This is a genomic window from Amycolatopsis sp. NPDC114504 (assembly GCF_055633595.1).
In genome coordinates, this window is sequence record NZ_JBVKDU010000001.1 from 1,492,842 (window position 1) to 1,512,026 (window position 19,185).

Below are 19,185 nucleotides of genomic sequence, written 5' to 3' on the forward strand. Positions count from 1 at the left end.
CAAGAGATTCCGCAGGAGTACCGCTGAAGCCGGTCACCTCCTGATCCGCGCGGGGCCACCGGCCCCGTGCGCTCCCTCGCGCGCGCCGGCGCCGGTCCGTGTGTCCCCGGCTCGCTCGAGCGAGCCCGGCAAACCCCGCTCACGCACCGGATCCGGAGCCTGGGCGATGCGGTCGCAGACAAGGAGTTCTGATGCGAAAGACCCTCATCGCACTCTCCACCGCGGTATTCCTCGGCGTACCGGCCACTTCGATCGCGGCGCCGGCCCCGGTGACGATGGAGGGCACCACCGTGGTCGGTGCCGTCGACGGCACCACCCAGGTCGCCGCCGCCGACCGGTTCCGGGAGATCCGGACCGGGCAGGCCGGCCACCGCACCCCGGCCACCAGCATCCACGACGACTGGGGCGTCTACACCGGCGGCAGCGCGGTCACCGGGCAGGACGCCATCCAGTCGGCCTACAGCGACCTCACGGTCTCCGGCGACACCCTCTACGCCCCGACCATGAAGGCCCCGAGGTCCTGCGTGGAGCTGGTGACCGCCTACAACGGCGGCGCCAAGCAGGTCTGGGCGTGGGACTGGTGCGTCGGCGTGCACGTGGCCAAGTCGGTCACCATCGATGCCACTTTCCGCACCAACTACGTGACTTCGGTCAACGGCCACGACTCCTACCACGGCAAGGTCGAGCAGACCGACGCGAGCAGGAACACCTGGACGGCGTCGCTGTTCAACTACCACGCCAACCGCTGGGACACGCTGTACACCCAGTCGGGCACCGACCAGTCCCAGGACAACCGCAGCTGGAACATCTTCGAGGTCTACGCCAGCGGCACCACCACCGCGGCCTACTGCACCGCGCTGGGCACCCGCACGATCGAAAGCAGCAGCTACAAGATCAAGCTGAACGGTTCCTGGCAGGCCGCGAGCACCGGAAACACCTCGGTGCTCTCCAACTCGTCCACCGCGAACTTCCTGTGCCCGAACCTGTCCCGCACCGTGGCGCACGCCAATGACCAGTGGCAGGTCCACCGCTGACCGTCCACTGTAGACCGGGCGCCGGTTCGAGTGCTTCCGGGCCGGCGCCCCAGCACACGTAACCATCCGGACGGACGACCATCGGCTCGGCCGCGCCCTGCCACTCGTCCCGTGATCACGATGGCCGACTCCCGTCGCCCCGCCCGCGACCGCCCGGTGCGGTCACCTTGAGCACACGCTGGAGACGGCTCGTCGGTTTGGGCGGGCACCGTTGTCACGGCGGTGCCGTGTCCGGTTGTGAGCGGGTCATGTTGTGGCCAGCGGTGGGAAGCCCCCGCCGAAGGCCGTCCGGTACCAGCTCACGGGCCGCGGCGAAGCATCCTCCGCGGCGTAGTCGATGAACCGCACGCCGACGGCCTCGGCGTACTGGTGCTCGGCGGCGCTCCCGGTGCCGATCACCCGCAGTTCGCGCGCCGCGGCCGGCTGGGCGACAGCGAGGCCGAGCTGGTCGGGCGCGTCCACCGCGGTCGTCCCGGCGATCATGCCGGCGACGTCGACCCGGATCAGCACCTCCCCGCGACCGGGGGCCCGAATCGGGACGCTCGAAGGGCTCCCGCACTTCCGGCCCGCCGGGCCGGCGCCCGCTCGCAACCGAGCCAGGTCCGCGCGCGGCGCCACCTTTCTCAGGCGATCGATCGGTTGTTCACCCCTGGCGCGGGCAGGTCGACGACCGTCACCTTCACTCCCCCCGCCCGGATCGCCGCCACGCTGGCCGCGTCGGCCGATGAGTCCGTGATCAGCTCGTCGACCTCGGTGATGTCGCCGATCCGGGCCAGTGTTCGCTTGCCGAGCTTGCTGCCGTCCGCGATGACGACCACCCGTTGGGCGCGGCCGAGCATCGCGCGGTTCGTCCGCGCCTCGTTTTCGTCGTGGGTGGTGATGCCGCCCGCCGCGTCGATGCCGTCGACCCCGATGAAAGCCGTGCCGATGTTGATCGACGCCAGCACCTGCTCCGCCCACGGGCCGACGAGCTCGTAGGACCGCGGGCGGGAGACGCCGCCGACGACGACGAGCTTCACCCGGGGCCGCAGCACGATCTCCATGGCCGTGTTCAGCGCGTTGGTCACCACCGTGAGATCCGCACGGTCGGGCAGCCCCTTCGCCAGCTCGCCCGTGGTCGTACCGCCGGTCAGCGCGATCACGTGCGGACCGGTGGGCAGCGTGCGCACCGCCTGCCGGGCGATCGCCCGTTTCGCCTCCCTCGACCGGCCTTCCCGGTACCGGACCGGCAGTTCGGAGGCCACCCCCTGGGCCAGCGCGCCGCCGTGGGTCCGGGTCAGCAGCCGCTGCTCCTCCAGCGCGGTCAGGTCCCGTCGCAGGGTGGCCTCGGAGACGCCGAACCGGCGCGCGAGCTCACCGACGCGCAGGCGGCCCGTTTCGCCCAGTTCGCGCACCATCTCCGCCATCCGTTCGGACCGGGGCGCGCGCCCTCGGGGCCGCACATCGACAAGGCTCATACTTGCACACTATACGACACTTTCGAGCATTTTCACGCATCGAGCTGACAAATCACCAGCGGTAACGCGGGGCAAACGAACATCCGCGATGCTCGTTTGCGCAGCAACTCTTGCTCACCGGACGCGGCACGACGTACCAAGAGCGGACCGCTTGGCCGAACCGGCCACGACCCGAAAGGTGATGTGGGTGTCAGTGCACGAAACGCAGCCGGGGCACCAGGAGCAGCCGGGCGAAAGCCGCACCGCCGGCGAGATCCGGCAGCAACCCGGGACGTGGCCCGCGGTGGCGCGGACCGTCGCCGCCGCGCGGGCCGACATCGACCGCCTGCTCGACGACGCGCTCGTCGACCCGCGGACCCGGATCGTCCTGACCGGCGCGGGAACTTCGGCCTACATCGGGGAAGTCGTGGCCCCCGACCTCACCCGGCACCTCGCCCGGCCGATCGAGCCGATCGCGACGACCGACATCGTCGCCGACCCGCACGCCGTGGTCGTCGACGACCGGCCGGTGCTGCTGGTGTCGTTCGCCCGCAGCGGCGACAGCCCCGAGTCGATCGCCGCCGCCGAGCTGCTGCAGCGGCTCACTCCCGCGCTGCACCACATCGTCATCACCTGCAACCCCGCCGGCGCGCTCGCCCGCCGCTGGGCCGACGCCAAGAACGCCGTCGTCCTGACGCTTCCCGACCAGCTGAACGACCGCGGCTTCGCCATGACGTCGTCGTTCACCGGGATGACCTTGGCCGCCCTGCTCGCCCTGGGCCTCGAGGTCGACGTCGATGCCGCGGCCCGAGCAGCGGAAGACGTCCTGGTCACCGCGGCGAGCCGGGCGGAAGCGGTCGCCGCCGCCGATCCGGCCCGGCTGGTCTACCTCGGCTCCGGCGCCTTCAAGGGCCTGGCCCGCGAAGCCGCGCTGAAGTGCCTCGAACTCACCGCCGGCACGGTCGTCGCGGTCGCCGACACCCCGCTGGGCTTCCGGCACGGCCCCAAGTCGTTCCTCGACGACCGGACTCTCGCGATCGTCTTCCCGTCCGGCGATCCGTACACCCGCCGCTACGACGACGACATCACGCGCGAGCTGGTGGAGTCCCTGGGACCCGACCGGGTGCTGGTCATCGGCGGCGACGACGGTGCGTGGCCGATCCCGGGGATCACGCACCTGCCCGACGCACTGCGGGCCATCGTGGCGGCCATCCCGGCGCAGTCGATCGCCCTGGCGTGCTCGCTCGCCCGGGGCCTGACCCCCGACAACCCGTTCCCCGGCGGTGAGGTCAACCGCGTGGTCCAGGGGGTCGTCATCCACGAGTTCCCGAATCCGGCGAAGGGCTGAGCCATGTTCCTCGGTGTGGACGGCGGCGGGACGAAAACCGCCTTCTGCCTGGTCGACGAGCGGGGCCGCGTCCTCGCGGAAGCCGCCACGGCCGGGATCTACTACCTGCAGCAGGGCATCGACATCGTCGAGCCGTTGCTGCGTCAGGGAATCGGCGAGGTGTGCGCCACCGCGGGCATCGACGTCGCCGGCCTCTCGTACGCCTTCTTCGGCATTCCTTGCTACGGCGAGATTTCCGCCGACGTGCCGGTGCTCGACGCGCTCCCCCGCCGGATCCTCGGCGAAGTCGGTTACGCGTGCGGCAACGACATGATCTGCGGCTGGGCGGCCTCCCTCGGCGGCGCGGACGGGATCAACGTCGTCGCGGGCACCGGGTCCATCGCCTACGGGGAACACCGGGGACGGCAGTGGCGAGCCGGCGGCTGGAGCGAGCTGTTCGGCGACGAAGGCTCCGGCTACTGGGTCGCGGTCCAGGGCCTCGGCGCGTTCTCCCGGATGAGCGACGGGCGCCAGCCGGCGAGCGCGCTGGCCGAAGAGATGCGCCGGACGCTCGGGGTGAGCACCGACCTCGACGCCATCGACATCGTCATGAACCGGTGGCACGGCGACCGCGGGCGGATCGCGGACCTCAGCAAGGTCGTCACCCGCGCCGCGGAGGCGGGCGACCCCACCGCGGCCGTCATCCTCGGCCGCGCCGGGCGGGAGCTCGCCCTCCACGTCGAAGCCGGTGCCGCCGCGCTGGGGTTCGAGCCGGACCAGACCGTGCCGGTCTCCTACTCCGGCGGCATGTTCGGCTCGGCCCACCTCCTGGGTTCCTTCCGCGAAGCGCTCCAGCACGGCAGCCACGGCTACGAACTGCGCGAGCCCCTGCTGCCCCCGCACGTCGGCGCGGCGGTCTACGCCGCCCGGCTGGCGGGCCACTCCATCCCGCTCGACCGGATTTCCGCCGTCCCCACCCTGGAGGGGTTGTCATGACCGCACCGAAGCGCCGCGCCACCTGGATTCCCTACGCCGGCCTGCTGGTCCTGTTCTGGGGTGTCTGGGGCGCGTTCTCCAGCCTGCCGACCTCCCGCTACGGCTACCCCGACCCGATGGTCTACGTCATCTGGTCGATCACCATGCTCATCCCCGCGTACTTCTCGCTGCGCGGGCAGAGGATCGACCGCCGTCCCATCGCCGCGGTCTACGGCCTGCTGATCGGCCTGACCGGTGCCGGCGGGCAGCTGGTGCTGTTCAAGGCCCTCACCATCGGACCGGCCTACATCATCTTCCCGATCGTGGCGCTCTCCCCGGCGATCACCGTCTTGATGGCCTTCGCGGCCCTTCGCGAACGGCTCACCGCGCTCAGCTGGATCGGCGTCGCCCTCGCCCTGGTCGCCATCGTCCTGTTCTCGGTGTCTTCGGGCGACTCGCAGGAAACCAGCGGGACCTACCTGTGGCTCGCGATCCTGGTCTGCATCGCCTGGGGCGTGCAGGCGTACTTCATGCGCAAAGCCGCCGTCGTCGGCGTCAACGACGCGACGACCTTCGGCTGGATGACCGTCAGCGGGCTCCTGCTGATCCCGGTCGCGATCATCATGATGGGCGGGCTCCCCCTGTCGTTCCCGTGGCAGGCGCCCGCGTTGACCGCGATCACGCAGCTGCTCAACGCCGTGGGCGCGCTGTTCCTCGTGATGGCCATGAGCCGGGGCAAGGCCACGATCGTCGCGCCGATCACCAACGCGCTGGCGCCGGTGCTGACCATCGTGCTCTCGCTGATCGTCTTCCAGACCCTGCCGACCGGGTTCCAGGTCGGCGGCATCGTGCTCGCCCTCGTGGGCTCGTCGCTCATGGTCTACAGCACGGAAAAGAGCGGCGAAGAGCCGGCCGATGTCCCCGCGCGGGAAGCCGCGTCGTGACCAGGATCCTGACCGTCACCCTCAACCCGGCCATCGACGTCACCTACCGGGTGGCCGGGCTGGCGGTCGGGGAGACCGTCCGGGTGACGGAGGTGCGCAGCCGCGCGGGCGGCAAGGGCGTCAACGTCGCCGCGGTGGCCCGGCAGCTGGGCGGCGACAGCCTCGTCCTGGCACTGACCGGCCGGGAAGAGCCGGACGAGTTCCGGGCCGGTCTCGACCGGCTCGGGCTCCCCCACCGCCTGGTCCCGGCGCTGGCCGCGGTCCGCCGGACCGTGGCCGTGGTGGCGGACGACGGCGTCACGACGAGCCTGCAGGAGCGCGGCACCGCCGTGCCGGCCGGGACCCGGGACGACGTCGTGGCGGCCTTCCGCGCCGAGCTGGCGGCCGGCGTGGGAGCCGTGGTCGTCTCCGGGAGCGTGCCGCCCGGGCTCGGCGAGGACGTGCCCGCCCGGCTGGCGGAGCTCGGCGCCGAAGCCGGCGTCCCGGTGATCGCCGACGTCTCCGGTGCCGCTTTGCGCGCCGCGGCGACGACGGGGAGTGTGCTCGTGCCGAACCGGGACGAACTGGCCGAACTGTTCGGAGCCCGCCTCGACGTCCTCGCGGCCGGCCGTCGGCTGGTCCGGGACGGCGCCGCCGCCGTGGTCGCCACGCTGGGCGAAGAGGGCGTGCTCGCGGTGACCGCCGACCGCGAGTTCGCCGTCCGGCCGGTCGAGCGGGTCGTCGGCAACCCCACCGGCGCCGGCGACGCGGCCGCCGCCGCGCTCGCCCGCCACCTCGCGGCCGGTGTGTCCACAGTGGACTGGCCCGCCGCGCTGGCCGACGTCGTCGCGACGTCCGCTGCCGCTGTCCTGTGCCCCGTCGCGGGCGAAGTCGATCTCGAGGCCCGGGCCGGCTGGCTCGACGCACTCGCCGTGAAGGAGACCGCGTGAACACCGACGCCCCCAGCATCTTCACCGGCCTGCGAGGGGCGGTCGGGGCCTTCAACGCGATCCTCCTGGAGCACGCGGAGGCCATCGTGGCCGGCGCCGAACAGGCCGGGCTCCCCGTCATCCTGCAGATCTCCCAGAACGCCGTCCGCTACCACGGCTCCCTCGACCCGTTCGGCGCCGCGTGCCTGAGCATGGCGAGCGCCGCCGCGGTGCCGGTCCTGGTGCACCTCGACCACGTCGAGGACGAAGCCCTGGTCGACCAGGGTCTCGCACTGGGCATCCGGTCGATCATGTTCGACGCCGCGAGCTCGGCCTACGCGGAGAACGTGACCCGGACCCGCGCGGTCGCCGAGCGGTGCCACGCCGCGGGGTGCTGGGTGGAGGCCGAGCTCGGGGAGATCGGCGGCAAGGACGGCGCGCACGCACCGGGCGTCCGGACCGACCCGGCCGAAGCGGCCGCGTTCGTCGCCGCGACCGGCGTCGACTCCCTCGCGGTGGCCGTCGGGTCGTCGCACGCGATGGCCGGCCGCGACGCGGTCCTGGACGACGAGCTCATCGGCCGGCTCGCCGCCGCGGTGCCCGTGCCGCTGGTCCTGCACGGCTCGTCCGGGGTCCCCGACGACGGCGTCCGGCGCGCGGTCGGGCGTGGCATCCGCAAGGTCAACGTCGGCACCCGGCTCAACCAGGTCCTGACCGGCGCGGTCCGCGCGACGCTCGCCGAGCGGGAGAGCCTGACCGACCCACGCCGGTACCTCTCCCCCGGACGCGACCGGATGCGCGACGAGGTCGCCCGGCTCCTGGAGCTCCTGGCCGGCGCCTGAGCGTCACAACCGCTCTCGCACGGTCCGGTGTTCGGCGGACCAGAACACGATCTTCCGGTTGCCCACCACCACGATCGCGTGCAGCACCAGCCCGATGACCGAAAGGATCACCAGCACGGCGAACGTGCGGGACACGTCGAGCGTGAAGTTGGTGGCCTGGATGACGTAGCCGAGGCCGGCGGTCGCTCCGACGAACTCGGCCACGATGGCACCGGTGACGGACAGGACCACCGCGACGTCGAGCCCGGCGAAGATGTGCGGCAGCGCCGACGGGAGCTGCAGGTGGCGCAGGACGTGCAGGCGGCTCGCACCGAACGAGCGCAGCATGTCGACCTGGTCGGGGTCGGCCGAGCGCAGCCCGAGGATCGCGTTGATCAGCAGCGGGAAGAACGCGATGAGGGCGGTGGTCAGCACCTTGGACGTCATCTCGGTGCCGAACCAGATGACGAGCAGCGGCGCCATCGCCACCTTCGGGATCGTCTGCGTCATGACGACCAGCGGGAACAGCGCCTTGTCCAGAAGACGTGACTGGGTAACGAGGAACGCGCACAGCAACGCGGCGGCGACCGCCAGGCCGAAGCCGATCAAGATCTCCTGCAGGGTCACCCACGAGTGCTCGATCAGGGAACCGTCACCCAGACCGTCCACCAGGGAGGCCAGCACGTCGGTCGGGGCCGGCACGAGCACCGCCGACACGTCGAAGGCCCGGACGACGACCTGCCAGGCGACGAGCACGACGAGGAACACGGCTCCGCTGACGACGAAACCCGGAGCCTGCCGCCGGGCCCGCTCGGCCGGTGGCTCCCGTCGCGGCCCGGCTTCGACGGTCACGCTGGAACTGGTCACGAGTCCTCCCACCCAGCGCGGTTCAGTGAGCGCTGTTCTCGGAGTTGAGCAGGATCCGGATCCGGCGCACGATCGCACCGAACTCCGGGGTGTTGATGTTCTCCAGCCCACGCGGACGGGGCAGGTCGACGTCGATCACGTCGGCGATCCGGCCCGGCCGCGGCGTCATGACGACGACCCGGTCGGACAGCAGGACCGACTCCGGGATGCTGTGCGTCACGAACAGCACGGTCTTCCGGTCGCGTTCCCAGATGTTCAGCAGGTCCATGCCCATCTGGTCCCGCGTCATGGCGTCCAGCGCGCCGAAGGGCTCGTCCATGAGCAGGATGTCGGGGTCGTGCATGAGCGCGCGCCCGATCCCGACCCGCTGCTGCATGCCGCCCGACAGCTCACCGGGGTACCGGTCGGCGAACTCCGCCAGGCCGAGCATCGCCACCATGGCTTCGGCCCGCTCCCGCGCGTCCCGCTCGTCCAGCCGGTGGTTGATGTCCTGGGAGATCAGCAGGTTCTTGGTCACCGTCCGCCAGGGAAGCAGGAGTGGCTGCTGGAACACCATGCCGAGCCGGGTGTCTCCGGCACCGCCGAACTCGACCTCGCCCGCGGTGCGCCCGGTCAGGCCGAGCAGCACTTTCAGCAGCGTGCTCTTGCCACATCCGCTCGGTCCGACGATGGAGACGAACTCCCCGCGGGCGACGGAAAGTTCGATGTCGTGCAACGCGTCGACGACCCGCGGCGCCCCACGCCTCGAGCGCCTGGTCGTGTACCGCTTGGACACGTGCCTCAGTTCCACGGCACGGTCCGCGGTGGCTGCGTCACCCATGATGTCCCTTCGTCGCGACGTCGGTGGCCCCGCCACCCATTTCCGCGGTCACCCGCGCGGCGGCCTCGGCGAGCAGCGCCTCCTCCCGCGCGCTCCCGCCGACGGGCAGCAGGTGCGCGGTCCCCACGAACGCGAGCGTGGCGCAGATCGACGACTTGTCGAAAACCGGCGCGGCGACCACGCTGATCCCCCGCGCGTTGAGCATCGGTCCGGTCATGCCGAGGTCCCGGATCCCGGCGATCCGCTCGCGCACCCGCAACCGCTGATCGGCGGGCAGGGTCCCCAGCAGCCGGTCGGCGGCGAGCTGATCGGGCAGGAACGCCAGGAACACCTGGGCCTGCGCGGAGCTCAGCGGCAACTGCACGCCGACGCGCACGGTGACGATCGTGCCGTGGGACTCGTCGTCTTCGACGTGGGAAACCACGGCCCCGGATGGTCCCCAGAGGCTCAGGACGGCTGTGAGCCCGGTGGCCCGCGTGAGGTCCTGCATGTGGGGCGTCGCCAGCTGGATGACCTTCCGCCGGCCGAGGGCGAACGCCCCGAGCTGCAGCAACACGCGTCCCGGCGCGAACACCGAGCTGCGCTCCTCGGTGCGTTCGAGGAGCTGGGCCGCTTCGAGGGAGGCGAAGTACCGGTGCAGGGTCGTGCGGTTGAGGCCGAGCCGTTCGGCCGCCTCCGCGACGGTGATCTCCGGCGTCTGAGGACCGAACATGGTCAGGATCTGCGCGGTCCTGGACACGGCTTGGATGTCGCCGTTCGCCACGGCTCCCGGGTCGGGCCCAGCTGACGCCATCGTCATCCTCACGCTCAGCGATGTTCACTTCATGAACAGCGTGTGCGGAAATCTAGGACATGTATCAGGGAAAATGCAACAGCTTCGGCAAAACTCAGTCTTGACACACCTCATCGTGAACATGGAGTGTGCGATGTGAACACGCCGACGGACGCCGGGCGTTCGAGGAGGAACCCATGCGCAAGCTGCCAGCCAGAGTCCACGCCGGACTCGTCGCCCTGATCGCCGCCGTTCTCGTGACCGGTCTCGCCGCTTGCGGCAGCGGGAGCGGTCACTCGTCGTTGAAGGTCGCCGTCACCACGCCCAGCTGGAACGCCGGGTTCGCCACGTTCCTGCTCTCCCAGGCCGAAGGCTATTTCGCCGACGAAGGCATCGACGTCCAGTTCACCCTGCCCCCGTCCGGAACGCAGGCGGCGCAACAGGTCGTCGCGGGCGGCGCGGACATCGCCCTCGTCACCCCGGAGCCGGTGATCATCGGCGCCACCAAGGGCACGGACCTCACCTACTTCGCCTCCTACTACGGGGACTGGATCTACGGGCTGGCCTCGGTCGACGGATCCGGCATCACCGACGTCGCCCAGCTCAAGGGCAAGCGCATCGGCGTGACCACCGTGAGCAGCTCCGGCACGACCTTCGCGCGGGTCGCGCTGGGGCTCGCGGGGATCGACCCGGACGACGCGAAGTACGTCCCGATCGGCGTGGGAGCCCAGCAGGTCAGCGCGGTCCGGGACCACCAGGTCGACGCGCTGGCGTTGTGGGACACGCAGTACCAGATCCTCCGGAACGCCGGGCTGCGGATCGCCGACCTGCCCGTCGACCAGATGCAGGACATGTTCGGCGGCGGGTTCGTCGCCCGGAAGAGCAAGCTCGACGCGGACCCCGACCTCTTCGTGAAGTTCGGGCGCGCCTTCGCCAAGGGTGTCGTCTACGCCCAAGCCAACCCCGAAGCCGCCATCAAGGCGATGTGGAAGACCCAGCCCGACACCGCACCCGGGGCGTCGACGCCGGAAGCCGAAGCGCTGGCGCAGCAGGTGAAGGTGCTCGAAGTGCGGCTCGCCGGGCTCGGCATCCCGAAGGGCGCCAAGGACTGGGGAACCATCGACACCGAGCGAGTGGAGCGGTCGATCGCGTTCGCCCGGAAAGCCGGCCTCATCACCCAGCCGGTGGAGGTCGCCAAGATCGTCGACACCGGTCTCCTCGGGAAGATCAACGACTTCTCCCGCGACGAGATCCTGAAGCAGGCGTCCGCGAAGAAGTGAGCACCCCCTCCCCCGTCGAGAAAGTGAGCCCCATGCCGTCCTCCTTCGTCTACGCCGCCGTGCGCACGCCGTTCGGCCGCTACGGTGGCGCGCTGTCCGGCGTGCGGACCGACGACCTCGCGACCACCGTCCTGTCCGAGCTGCTCGCCAGGACACCGGAACTGGATCCGGCCCGGATCTCCGAGGTCGTGTACGGCAACGCCAACGGCGCCGGGGAAGACAACCGCAACGTCGGCCGGATGGCGGTGCTGCTCTCGGGCCTGCCGGTCACCGTCCCCGCCACGACGGTGAACCGGCTGTGCGGATCCAGCCTCGACGCGGCGATGATCGCCTCCCGGTCGGTGGAGACCGGCGACGCGGAAGTCGTTGTAGCGGGCGGGGTCGAGTCGATGAGCCGCTCGCCGTGGGTGCTGGCCAAACCGGCGCGGGCCTTCCCCGCCGGGGACGCCGCCCTGGTGTCGACCGCCTTGGGGTGGCGCATGGTGAACCCGCGCATGCGTCCCGAGTGGACGGTGTCGAACGGGGAGGCGAACGAGCAGCTGGCCGAGAAGTTCGGCGTCACCCGCGAACAGCAGGACGAGTTCGCGCTGCGCTCGCACCGGCTGGCGGCCCAGGCCTGGTCCGACGGCTTCTACGACGACCTCGTGGTGCCGGTGGCGGGCACGGACCTCAAGCGGGACGAAGGGATCCGCGCCGAGACCACGATCGAGAAGCTCGCCGCGCTCAAGCCGTCGTTCCGGCCGGACGGGCGGATCACCGCGGGCAACGCGTCGCCGCTGTCCGATGGCGCGTCCGCGGTGCTGATCGGGTCGGAGGCGGCGGCGGGCGCCATCGGCACCGGCCCGATCGCCCGGATCGCCGGGCGCGGCGCGGTCGGCTCCGTCCCCCAGGAGTTCGGCTACGCGCCGGTCGCGGCGGCACAGCGGGCGCTCGACGCGGCCGGGATCACCTGGTCCGACGTCGGAGCGGTCGAGCTGAACGAGGCGTTCGCCGCACAGTCGCTCGCCTGCGTGCAGGCCTGGCCGATCGATCCCGGCATCGTCAACACCAAGGGTGGCGCACTCGCGCTGGGCCACCCCCTCGGCGCGTCGGGCGGCCGGATCCTCGGCACGCTCACCGCCGTGCTGCGGGAGCGCCGGGCGCGCTGGGGTGTCGCCGCCATCTGCATCGGCGTCGGCCAGGGTCTCGCGGTCGTCCTCGAGAACGTGACGTGATGGCCGAGATCGTCCCGGACACCGATGCCGCGGTGCGCGGCATCGCGGACGGCGCCACGGTGCTGATCGGCGGGTTCGGGCCGGCCGGGCAGCCCGTCGCTCTCATCGACGCGGTGCGCCGCGCCGGCCCGAAGGACCTCACGGTGGTGAACAACAACGCGGGCAACGGAACGACCGGGCTGGCGGCGCTGCTGGCCGCCGGTCAGGTGCGCAAGATCATCTGCTCGTTCCCCCGGCAAACGGACTCGTTCGTGTTCGAAGAGCTCTACGCCGCCGGCCGGATCGAGCTCGAGGTCGCACCGCAAGGCACCCTCGCCGAGCGCATCCGCGCGGCCGGCGCCGGCATCGGGGCGTTCTACACCCCGACCGGCGCGGGCACGCTGCTCGCCGTGGGGAAGGAGACCCGGGTCATCGACGGACGCGAACAGGTTCTGGAGTACCCGATCCACGCCGACGTGGCACTGATCCGGGCCCACACCGCCGACGAGGCGGGAAATCTGGTCTACCGCAAGACGGGCCGGAACTTCGGCCCCGTCATGGCGACGGCGGCGGAGCTCACCGTCGCCGAGGTCGCGCGGACCGTCCCGAGCGGCGCGCTCGACCCGGAAACCGTGGTGACGCCGGGGATCTACGTCGACCGGATCGTGGTGACCGCGTGATCGAGCACCTCGACCGGGGCCCCTTGGACCGCACCGAGCTGGCCCGGCTGGTGGCCGCCGACATCCCGGCGGGCGCGTACGTCAACCTCGGCATCGGCCGGCCGACCGCGATCGCGGACCACCTCGATCCGGCGAGCGGCGTCGTGCTCCACACCGAGAACGGCATGCTCGGCATGGGACCGCTGGCCCACGGCGAGGACATCGACCCCGACCTGGTGAACGCGGGCAAGGTCCCGGTCACCGAGCTGCCCGGCGCGTCGTACTTCGACCACGCGCAGTCGTTCGCCATGATGCGCGGCGGCCACCTCGACGTGTGCGTACTCGGCGCGTTCCAGGTAGCAGCCGACGGCACCCTGGCCAACTGGCACACGGGCGCCCCGGGCGCGATCCCCGCGGTGGGCGGCGCGATGGACCTCGCGGCCGGAGCGAAGGACGTCTTCGTGACGATGACGCTGTTCGACAAGGCCGGCAAGCCGAAGCTGGTGCGGGAGTGCACATACCCGATCACCGGGCGACGCTGCGTGAGTCGGGTCTACAGCGACTTGGCGGTATTCCACCTTGCCAGCGGCAGCGTGCTGGTGGACCGGACGTTCGGCACCAGCTTCGCCGAGCTGTCCGCACGTCTCGATCTTCCGCTGGCTCCGACGCACCATGAGTCATCGTCCGGATCACCGTGATCGACGAATGGCCCCGGGGCACCATGGCGACCGAGCCGACGGCCGCCCGCCGCTCGGGGAGAGGACGGACCGTCCTCTCCCCGCGGAGATCGCGCCGGTCCTGCCGACCTACCCGGTCGCCGGCCCGGTCCACTGCTGGTTGGTCCCGCCGTTGCAGGTCCAGACGATCACGGCGGTGCCGTTGGCGGTCGCCGCGCCGGTCACGTCCAGGCACAGGCCCGACTGCCCGTTCGTGATGGTGCCGTTGGTGTTCGACGTCCACCTCTGGCCGTTCCCGCCCGTGCAGTTCGCGATCACCGTGGCGGTGCCGGCGGCCGTGCCGCCACCAGCGGTGTCCAGGCACCGCTGCGAGCCACCCGAGTAGACGGTCAGAGCCCCGGAGCTCGTCCGCGTCCACTGCTGGTTGGTTCCGCCGTGGCAGTCCCAGATCTGCAGAGCGGTGCCGGCCGTGGTCGACGAGCTCGGCACGTCCAGGCACCGGTTCGCGGCCACCGCACGCAGCGCGGCGTCACCTCCACCGCTGTTGAGCACGTCGAGGACCGCGCTGTAGGCCTGCTTCTTGCCGTAGTTGCCGTCGAACAGCAGCGGCGTGTCGCCCGAACGCCACGAGTACTTGTCCGTGACGCCCCAGACGGTGATGCCGGTGCAGCGCGACACCGCCAGGCACGCCTGGGCGACCTGCCGGTACACGTTCGCCTGGCCGGAACCCGAGCCGCCGACGTCCAGCTCGGTGATCTGCACGTCGACCCCGAGGTCGGCGAAGCGCTGCAGGTTCGCCTGGTAGCTGCTCAGGTTGGACGTCGAGCCGAGGTGGCTCTGGAAGCCCACGCAGTCGATCGGCACGCCGCGGCTCTTGAAGTCGCGGACCATGGTGTAGATCCCGGTGCTCTTCGCGTTGACGCCGTCGGTGTTGTAGTCGTTGTAGCAGAGCTTGGCGTTCGGGTCGGCCGACCTTGCCGCGCGGAACGCGTCCTCGATGTAGCCGTCACCGAGCTTCTGCTGGAACACCGACTGCCGGCGGGTACCGTTCTCCTCGAACGCCTCGTTGACGACGTCCCACGCGTAGAGCTGGCCCTTCCAGTGCCCGGCCACCTGGCTGATGTGGTTCAGCATCGCCGACCGCAGGTTGCTCGCGTCCAGGCCGCTGACCCACCCGGCCAGCTGCCCGTGCCACACCAGCGTGTGCCCGCGGATCTTCATGCCCTTGCTCCGGCCCTGGCTGACGATCTGTTCGCCCGGGTCGAAGTTGAACTGGTTGCGGTTGGGCTCGACCGTGGCCCACTTCATCTCGTTTTCCGGGGTGACGCCGTTGTGCTCCGCCGTCCAGGTGTTCACGTAGGCCGCTTCGCCGAGATGGCTCGTGGAGATCGCGGCGCCGAAGTACCTCCCGCTCTGCGCCGCCGCGGCGCCGAGCGTGCTCGCCGCGCCCGCGGTGCCGGGGACCAGCACCAGGGAAGCCGCTGTGAGGCCGGCGGCGAGTGCGGCCCGCCGCCGGGTCGGACTGGTGGTCATCACAACCTCGTTCCTTCCTCGAAGGTGGTCAACCCAGCGTCCACTGCTGGTTGCTGCCGCCGTTGCAGGTCCACAGCTCGACCAGCGCACCGTTGGCCGTGGACGCGCTCGTCACGTCCAGGCACAGACCCGACTGCCCGCCGGTGACCGTGCCGTTCGAGTTGACGGTCCACTGCTGGTTGGCCCCGCCGTTGCAGGACCAGGTCACCACCTTCGTCCCGGCGCTGGTCCCGTTGCCCGAGGCGTCCAGGCAGAGCGTCTGGCCGCCGACGGTGGCCGTCAGCTGGTTCGACGACGTGCGCGTCCAGGTCTGGTTCGGCTGGCCGCTGCAGCTGTAGATCTGCAGCTGGGTACCGGGAGTCGTGCTGGAGCCCGGGACGTCGAGGCACTTGCCGGCGCCGACCGCGTGCAGCGGCCCGGTGGTGGTGCCGCTGCCGCCGGTGCCGTAGCCGGCCGCGGTGATGTTGGCCTGCACGGCGTTCTCGGTGGCGTCCGACGGGTAACCGGACGTCATCACGCCTTCGTAGAATGTCCCCGCGGAGCCGATGCTGTTGTCACCACCGGTGCCGAGGATGATCGCGCCTTCCTTGCGCATCGGGTTGTAGCCGGACACGTTGGGACGGGCGCCGTCGTAGAAGGTCGACAGGCCGCCGGACTGCGCGTTGCCGCCGCGGATGGCCCAGTGGTTGGGCGCGCCCTTGATGATCGCGGTCAGGTAGCGGTGGCTGATGCTGGGGTCGTTGGCGTTGTAGCGCTGGTTGATCCCGGAGAAGAGGCCGTTCTCGAGGTCGGCCATGATCCACGGGCCGTTCCCGGCGCCGTAGCCCCAGACCTTGATGTTGCCGAAGTAGATGGCCTCCATCGTGCCGTTGCCGTTGTCCCGGCTGTTGCGCTCGGCGTTGCCGTAGTCGAAGCAGCAGCCGCCGTTGTAGTGCGTGCCGTCGAAGATCGCGTACATGCCCTCGGACTGGTCACCGGTCGCCGTGCCGGTGGCGTTGTTGTTGCGGTACCCGGTGCCGGGCGCCACGAACACGCCGTAGGCCTTCTGGCCGCCGACGGTGATCGGGGCGGCCGCCGCGTTGGCGAGGTTGTCGTACCCGCCCGCGGCCGGCCCCTGGAACCCGCCCGGCGGCGCCTGCGTGAGGTGGTTGCCGCGACCGGACTGGTCGTAGATGACGGTGATCAGGCACGTCGTGCCCGCGCAGAAAGAATCCTGGGTCGCGGCGTTCGCGACACCGCCCGCGCTCAGGACGCCGACGTCCCGCGTCGCGTTGTCGGACGCCCGCCGGACCTGGTACAGGGCACCGTTGTACGAGCCGTACAACGCCCGGGTGGTCGAATGTGCTGCCACGCACGGCGTGCTGCCGGCGGCGTAGAGGTCACACGGTCCCTGCGTGGCGGCCTGCGCCGGCGCGGCCGGGCCGGCCAGCGCCCCCGCGGCGAGCGCGAGCGCGGCTCCCGTGGTCTGCAGCGACCTTCTCCATCGTGGTGTCATCGGCGAACTCCTTTGTCCGGACGAGATGCTGCTAGCTCCGTGTCCACTTCTGGGCGTCGCTGCCCGTGCAGGCCTGCAGGGTCACCGGCGCGCTGTTCGCGGCGCCGCTCGGACCGAGGCAGAGTCCTGATGGGACACCGGTGACCGTGCCGTCGGTGTTGGCGTTCCACTGCTGGTTGGTGCCGCCCGTGCAGTCCCAGATGATCGCGCGGGTGCCGGCCGTGGCGCTCGCACCCTCGGCGTCGAGGCACTTGCTGCCGTACACCAGGAGCTGCTTCCCGGAGGTGAGCGTCCACTGCTGGTTGCCGCCGCCGTTGCAGTCCCACAGCGCGACCTGGGTGCCGTTCGTCTGGGACACGTTGGGGACGTCGAGGCAGCGGCCGGAGCCCGTGTTGCGCAGCACCGACGTCGACCCGCCGCCCGTGCCGGTCACGGCGAGGTTGTCGAACTGGGCGGTCTCCCCCGTGCTCGTGCCGATCCCGGCCTGGCCGGCCGGGAAGGTGCCGTCGGTGACCGTGCCGAGCACGGCGCCGTCGAGGGAAGCGGTGATGGTGCTGCCGGAGAAGCCCAGGGACAGCTTGTGCCAGCGGTTGGTGCCCAGCGCGGTCGTCGTGCCGCTGCGCAGCGTCGTGACCTGCTGGCTGGTGTTGTTGCGCTGGATCGACCACGCGCCGGCGTCGCTGATCCGCAGGTAGTACGCGTTCACCGCGCCCTGGTTGCCCGTGTCCTGCGAGCCGACGCGGCCGAGCAGCTGGACCGACCCGGACTTCTCCAGCAGCACGTCCGCGTTGACCGTGTAGGTGCTCCAGGCGATGTTGCCCAGCAGCGCGTAGGGATCGACGAACTTCTTCCACGGGATCGTCTTCTGCGGCGCGGCCTGGCGCACGCAGGTGCCGGAGCGACCGGCACCGCAGGCGGACGTCTCGAAGGCGCCCTCCATGTCCATCAGGTACTTGGCTTCCTTGCCGGTCGCGTACCCGTCGAAGTCGTCGCTGTAGGGCAGGTTCAGCGAACCCTGCGACGGGCCGGCCGCCGTGCCCTTGCCCTGGCCGGTGGTGGTCGTGATCGTGTAGAGGTACCCCGGCTGGGCGGTGAGCGAGAACGCTCCGCCGGACGGCGTGATGTCGGCCGTGTGCTTGAAGAAGTCCGCGGGGTTGTTGGAGTTCAGGTTGGTCGCCCACACGTGCACCTGGCCCGTGGACAGCCCGCCGGTGACGGTCAGGTTCAGCGTCTGGGCCGCAGTGGCGTCCATCGTCTCGATGACCGTGCTGTAGTCACCGGTGCTCGGGGACCTCAGCGAGACGTAGCTGCCGTTGGCGCGGTTGCCGCCGAGGTAGCCGCTGGCGGTGTCGAGGTACTTCCAGCCGGGTGCGGTGAACTGCGTGGTGTGCGCCAGCGCCCAGGCGTCCTTGCCGACCGAGTAGTAGCCCGACCACGGCTGGTTGGCCAGGATCAGGCCCACGGTCGGCCAGGGGATGTTCGGCGTGGTGGCGGCGATGAGGTCCCAGTTGAGGTAGGCGGTCATCTTGCCGTCTAGGTAGACGCGGTTGATGCCGCGGGCCAGTGGCTTGGCGCCGTCGTTGTAGTCCTGGGAACCGTTCTCGCTCGACCACAGCGTCTTGCCGGTACCGGTGACGCTGGACGGGACGCTGCACGACGTCTGCGCGCTGAGGTAGCCGCAGGTGTAGTGGGCGCTGAGCACGTCGGTCGCGTTGCGGTAGGCCGTGTTCGTCGAGATCGCGCTCGCCGGGCCCCAGTCCCCCGGCCACGAGTCGCCGGAGATGACCTTGACCGCGCTGTACCCGTTGGCGTTGAGCGCATTGCGCAAGGTCACGGTCCAGTCCGCGCTCCACTGCTTCTCGTTCTGGACGCTGGTGAGGTAGTCGATCGTCAGCCCGTGCTGCTTCGCACACCCGAGCCAGGAAAGGTAGTAGCCGGTCAGGTCGTCCGAGAAGAACGTGCCGTTGCCGATCCAGCCCGGCGCGCCCCACGGCAGGCCGACCAGCTTGATGCCGGGGTTGCGTGCCTTGGCCTGCTCCATCAGCCACCACTCGTACCCGCGGTTGCAGTCCAGGTCACCGCGGAAGTGCGCGTGGCTGGGTTCCGCGCCGCTGGTGGAGTTGGTGTCGCCGCCCATCTCCACCTTGAGGATCTGCAGCGCGGCGCCGTACCCCGGCTTGAAGAGGTAGTCGAGGATCTGGCCGCGCTGGGGCTCGGGGTAGTCGATCAGCAGGCGGCTGTTGCCCCCGCCGCCGCTGACCGCGCCGACGCCGTCGAACGTGCGCCCGGCCGACCCGCCGTTGATCGTGATCGAGGTGGCGGCTTCGGCGGGCGCTGCGCCGGCCACCACGCCGGCGGCCAGGACGACGGTGGCGACCACCGCGGCTCGCGCCCGCCGCAGCAGGGTTCGGGGCATGGCAGTTCTCTCTTCCGACGAAGGGGGA

18 protein-coding genes are annotated in these 19,185 nt (G+C 70.9%); 10 read left to right on the forward strand and 8 right to left on the reverse strand.

Annotated elements, in window-relative coordinates; translation table 11 throughout:
* The first annotated feature begins 191 nt into the window (after positions 1–191).
* Positions 192–1,034 carry a carbohydrate-binding protein gene (locus tag ACZ7PG_RS06950; protein ID WP_470238162.1) on the forward strand — a complete coding sequence of 281 codons (843 nt, stop codon included), beginning with the start codon at positions 192–194 and terminating at the stop codon, positions 1,032–1,034.
* Positions 1,035–1,280: 246 nt separating this feature from the next.
* On the opposite strand, the gene ACZ7PG_RS06955 is transcribed toward ACZ7PG_RS06950, so the two are convergent.
* Together ACZ7PG_RS06955 and ACZ7PG_RS06960 are read right to left on the reverse strand one after the other, a co-directional pair.
* The gene (locus ACZ7PG_RS06955; protein ID WP_470238163.1) at positions 1,281–1,544 is read right to left on the reverse strand and encodes a hypothetical protein; all 264 of its coding nucleotides are present in this window, start codon (positions 1,542–1,544) and stop codon (positions 1,281–1,283) included.
* Between the two features lie 113 nt (positions 1,545–1,657).
* Complete coding sequence (locus tag ACZ7PG_RS06960; RefSeq protein WP_470238164.1) at positions 1,658–2,491, reverse strand: DeoR/GlpR family DNA-binding transcription regulator; 834 nt, start codon at positions 2,489–2,491, stop codon at positions 1,658–1,660.
* Between the two features lie 187 nt (positions 2,492–2,678).
* On the opposite strand from ACZ7PG_RS06960, the gene ACZ7PG_RS06965 reads away from it, so the two are divergent.
* Genes ACZ7PG_RS06965 through ACZ7PG_RS06985 form a run of 5 tightly spaced genes read left to right on the forward strand, consistent with a single transcriptional unit; the run spans position 2,679 to position 7,466 of the window.
* The gene (locus ACZ7PG_RS06965; RefSeq protein WP_470238165.1) at positions 2,679–3,818 is read left to right on the forward strand and encodes an SIS domain-containing protein; all 1,140 of its coding nucleotides are present in this window, start codon (positions 2,679–2,681) and stop codon (positions 3,816–3,818) included.
* 3 nt (positions 3,819–3,821) lie between these two features.
* Positions 3,822–4,793 carry an N-acetylglucosamine kinase gene (locus tag ACZ7PG_RS06970; RefSeq protein WP_470238166.1) on the forward strand — a complete coding sequence of 324 codons (972 nt, stop codon included), beginning with the start codon at positions 3,822–3,824 and terminating at the stop codon, positions 4,791–4,793.
* A complete protein-coding gene (locus ACZ7PG_RS06975) occupies positions 4,790–5,716 on the forward strand; it encodes a DMT family transporter (protein ID WP_470238167.1) in 927 nt (308 codons plus the stop codon). The genes ACZ7PG_RS06970 and ACZ7PG_RS06975 overlap by 4 nt, the downstream gene beginning before the upstream one ends.
* Positions 5,713–6,645 (forward strand): 1-phosphofructokinase family hexose kinase, encoded by a 933-nt coding sequence (locus tag ACZ7PG_RS06980; RefSeq protein ID WP_470238168.1) that lies wholly within the window; start codon positions 5,713–5,715, stop codon positions 6,643–6,645. Before ACZ7PG_RS06975 ends, ACZ7PG_RS06980 begins: the two co-directional genes overlap by 4 nt.
* Positions 6,642–7,466 (forward strand): class II fructose-bisphosphate aldolase, encoded by an 825-nt coding sequence (locus ACZ7PG_RS06985; RefSeq protein ID WP_470238169.1) that lies wholly within the window; start codon positions 6,642–6,644, stop codon positions 7,464–7,466. The genes ACZ7PG_RS06980 and ACZ7PG_RS06985 overlap by 4 nt, the downstream gene beginning before the upstream one ends.
* A 3-nt stretch (positions 7,467–7,469) precedes the next feature.
* On the opposite strand, the gene ACZ7PG_RS06990 is transcribed toward ACZ7PG_RS06985, so the two are convergent.
* The 3 genes from ACZ7PG_RS06990 to ACZ7PG_RS07000 are packed head-to-tail and all read right to left on the reverse strand — an operon-like array spanning position 7,470 to position 9,925.
* Positions 7,470–8,312, reverse strand: a complete 843-nt coding sequence (locus tag ACZ7PG_RS06990) for an ABC transporter permease (protein ID WP_470238170.1) — start codon at positions 8,310–8,312, stop codon at positions 7,470–7,472.
* Positions 8,313–8,334: 22 nt separating this feature from the next.
* Positions 8,335–9,132, reverse strand: coding sequence for an ABC transporter ATP-binding protein (locus tag ACZ7PG_RS06995; protein ID WP_470238171.1), 798 nt, complete (start codon positions 9,130–9,132; stop codon positions 8,335–8,337).
* Entirely contained in the window at positions 9,125–9,925 is an 801-nt protein-coding gene (locus ACZ7PG_RS07000) for an IclR family transcriptional regulator (protein WP_470238172.1), read from the reverse strand. The genes ACZ7PG_RS06995 and ACZ7PG_RS07000 overlap by 8 nt, the downstream gene beginning before the upstream one ends.
* Before the next feature lie 176 nt (positions 9,926–10,101).
* Between ACZ7PG_RS07000 and ACZ7PG_RS07005 the strand changes: the two genes are divergently transcribed.
* Genes ACZ7PG_RS07005 through ACZ7PG_RS07020 form a run of 4 tightly spaced genes read left to right on the forward strand, consistent with a single transcriptional unit; the run spans position 10,102 to position 13,734 of the window.
* Complete coding sequence (locus tag ACZ7PG_RS07005) at positions 10,102–11,184, forward strand: ABC transporter substrate-binding protein (RefSeq protein ID WP_470238173.1); 1,083 nt, start codon at positions 10,102–10,104, stop codon at positions 11,182–11,184.
* Between the two features lie 32 nt (positions 11,185–11,216).
* A complete protein-coding gene (locus tag ACZ7PG_RS07010) occupies positions 11,217–12,398 on the forward strand; it encodes a thiolase family protein (RefSeq protein ID WP_470238174.1) in 1,182 nt (393 codons plus the stop codon).
* A complete protein-coding gene (locus ACZ7PG_RS07015) occupies positions 12,398–13,057 on the forward strand; it encodes a 3-oxoacid CoA-transferase subunit A (RefSeq protein WP_470238175.1) in 660 nt (219 codons plus the stop codon). The genes ACZ7PG_RS07010 and ACZ7PG_RS07015 overlap by 1 nt, the downstream gene beginning before the upstream one ends.
* Positions 13,054–13,734 carry a 3-oxoacid CoA-transferase subunit B gene (locus ACZ7PG_RS07020; protein ID WP_470238176.1) on the forward strand — a complete coding sequence of 227 codons (681 nt, stop codon included), beginning with the start codon at positions 13,054–13,056 and terminating at the stop codon, positions 13,732–13,734. The genes ACZ7PG_RS07015 and ACZ7PG_RS07020 overlap by 4 nt, the downstream gene beginning before the upstream one ends.
* 108 nt (positions 13,735–13,842) lie before the next feature.
* Here ACZ7PG_RS07020 and ACZ7PG_RS07025 read toward each other — a convergent pair whose 3' ends face one another.
* From ACZ7PG_RS07025 to ACZ7PG_RS07035, 3 genes are read right to left on the reverse strand one after another with little or no spacing between them, the layout of a single operon-like run.
* Positions 13,843–15,246 carry an endo-1,4-beta-xylanase gene (locus ACZ7PG_RS07025; RefSeq protein ID WP_470238177.1) on the reverse strand — a complete coding sequence of 468 codons (1,404 nt, stop codon included), beginning with the start codon at positions 15,244–15,246 and terminating at the stop codon, positions 13,843–13,845.
* Positions 15,247–15,274: 28 nt separating this feature from the next.
* The gene (locus tag ACZ7PG_RS07030) at positions 15,275–16,741 is read right to left on the reverse strand and encodes an arabinofuranosidase catalytic domain-containing protein (protein WP_470238178.1); all 1,467 of its coding nucleotides are present in this window, start codon (positions 16,739–16,741) and stop codon (positions 15,275–15,277) included.
* A 31-nt stretch (positions 16,742–16,772) separates the two neighbouring features.
* The gene (locus tag ACZ7PG_RS07035) at positions 16,773–19,157 is read right to left on the reverse strand and encodes a ricin-type beta-trefoil lectin domain protein (RefSeq protein WP_470238179.1); all 2,385 of its coding nucleotides are present in this window, start codon (positions 19,155–19,157) and stop codon (positions 16,773–16,775) included.
* Positions 19,158–19,185: the final 28 nt, after the last annotated feature.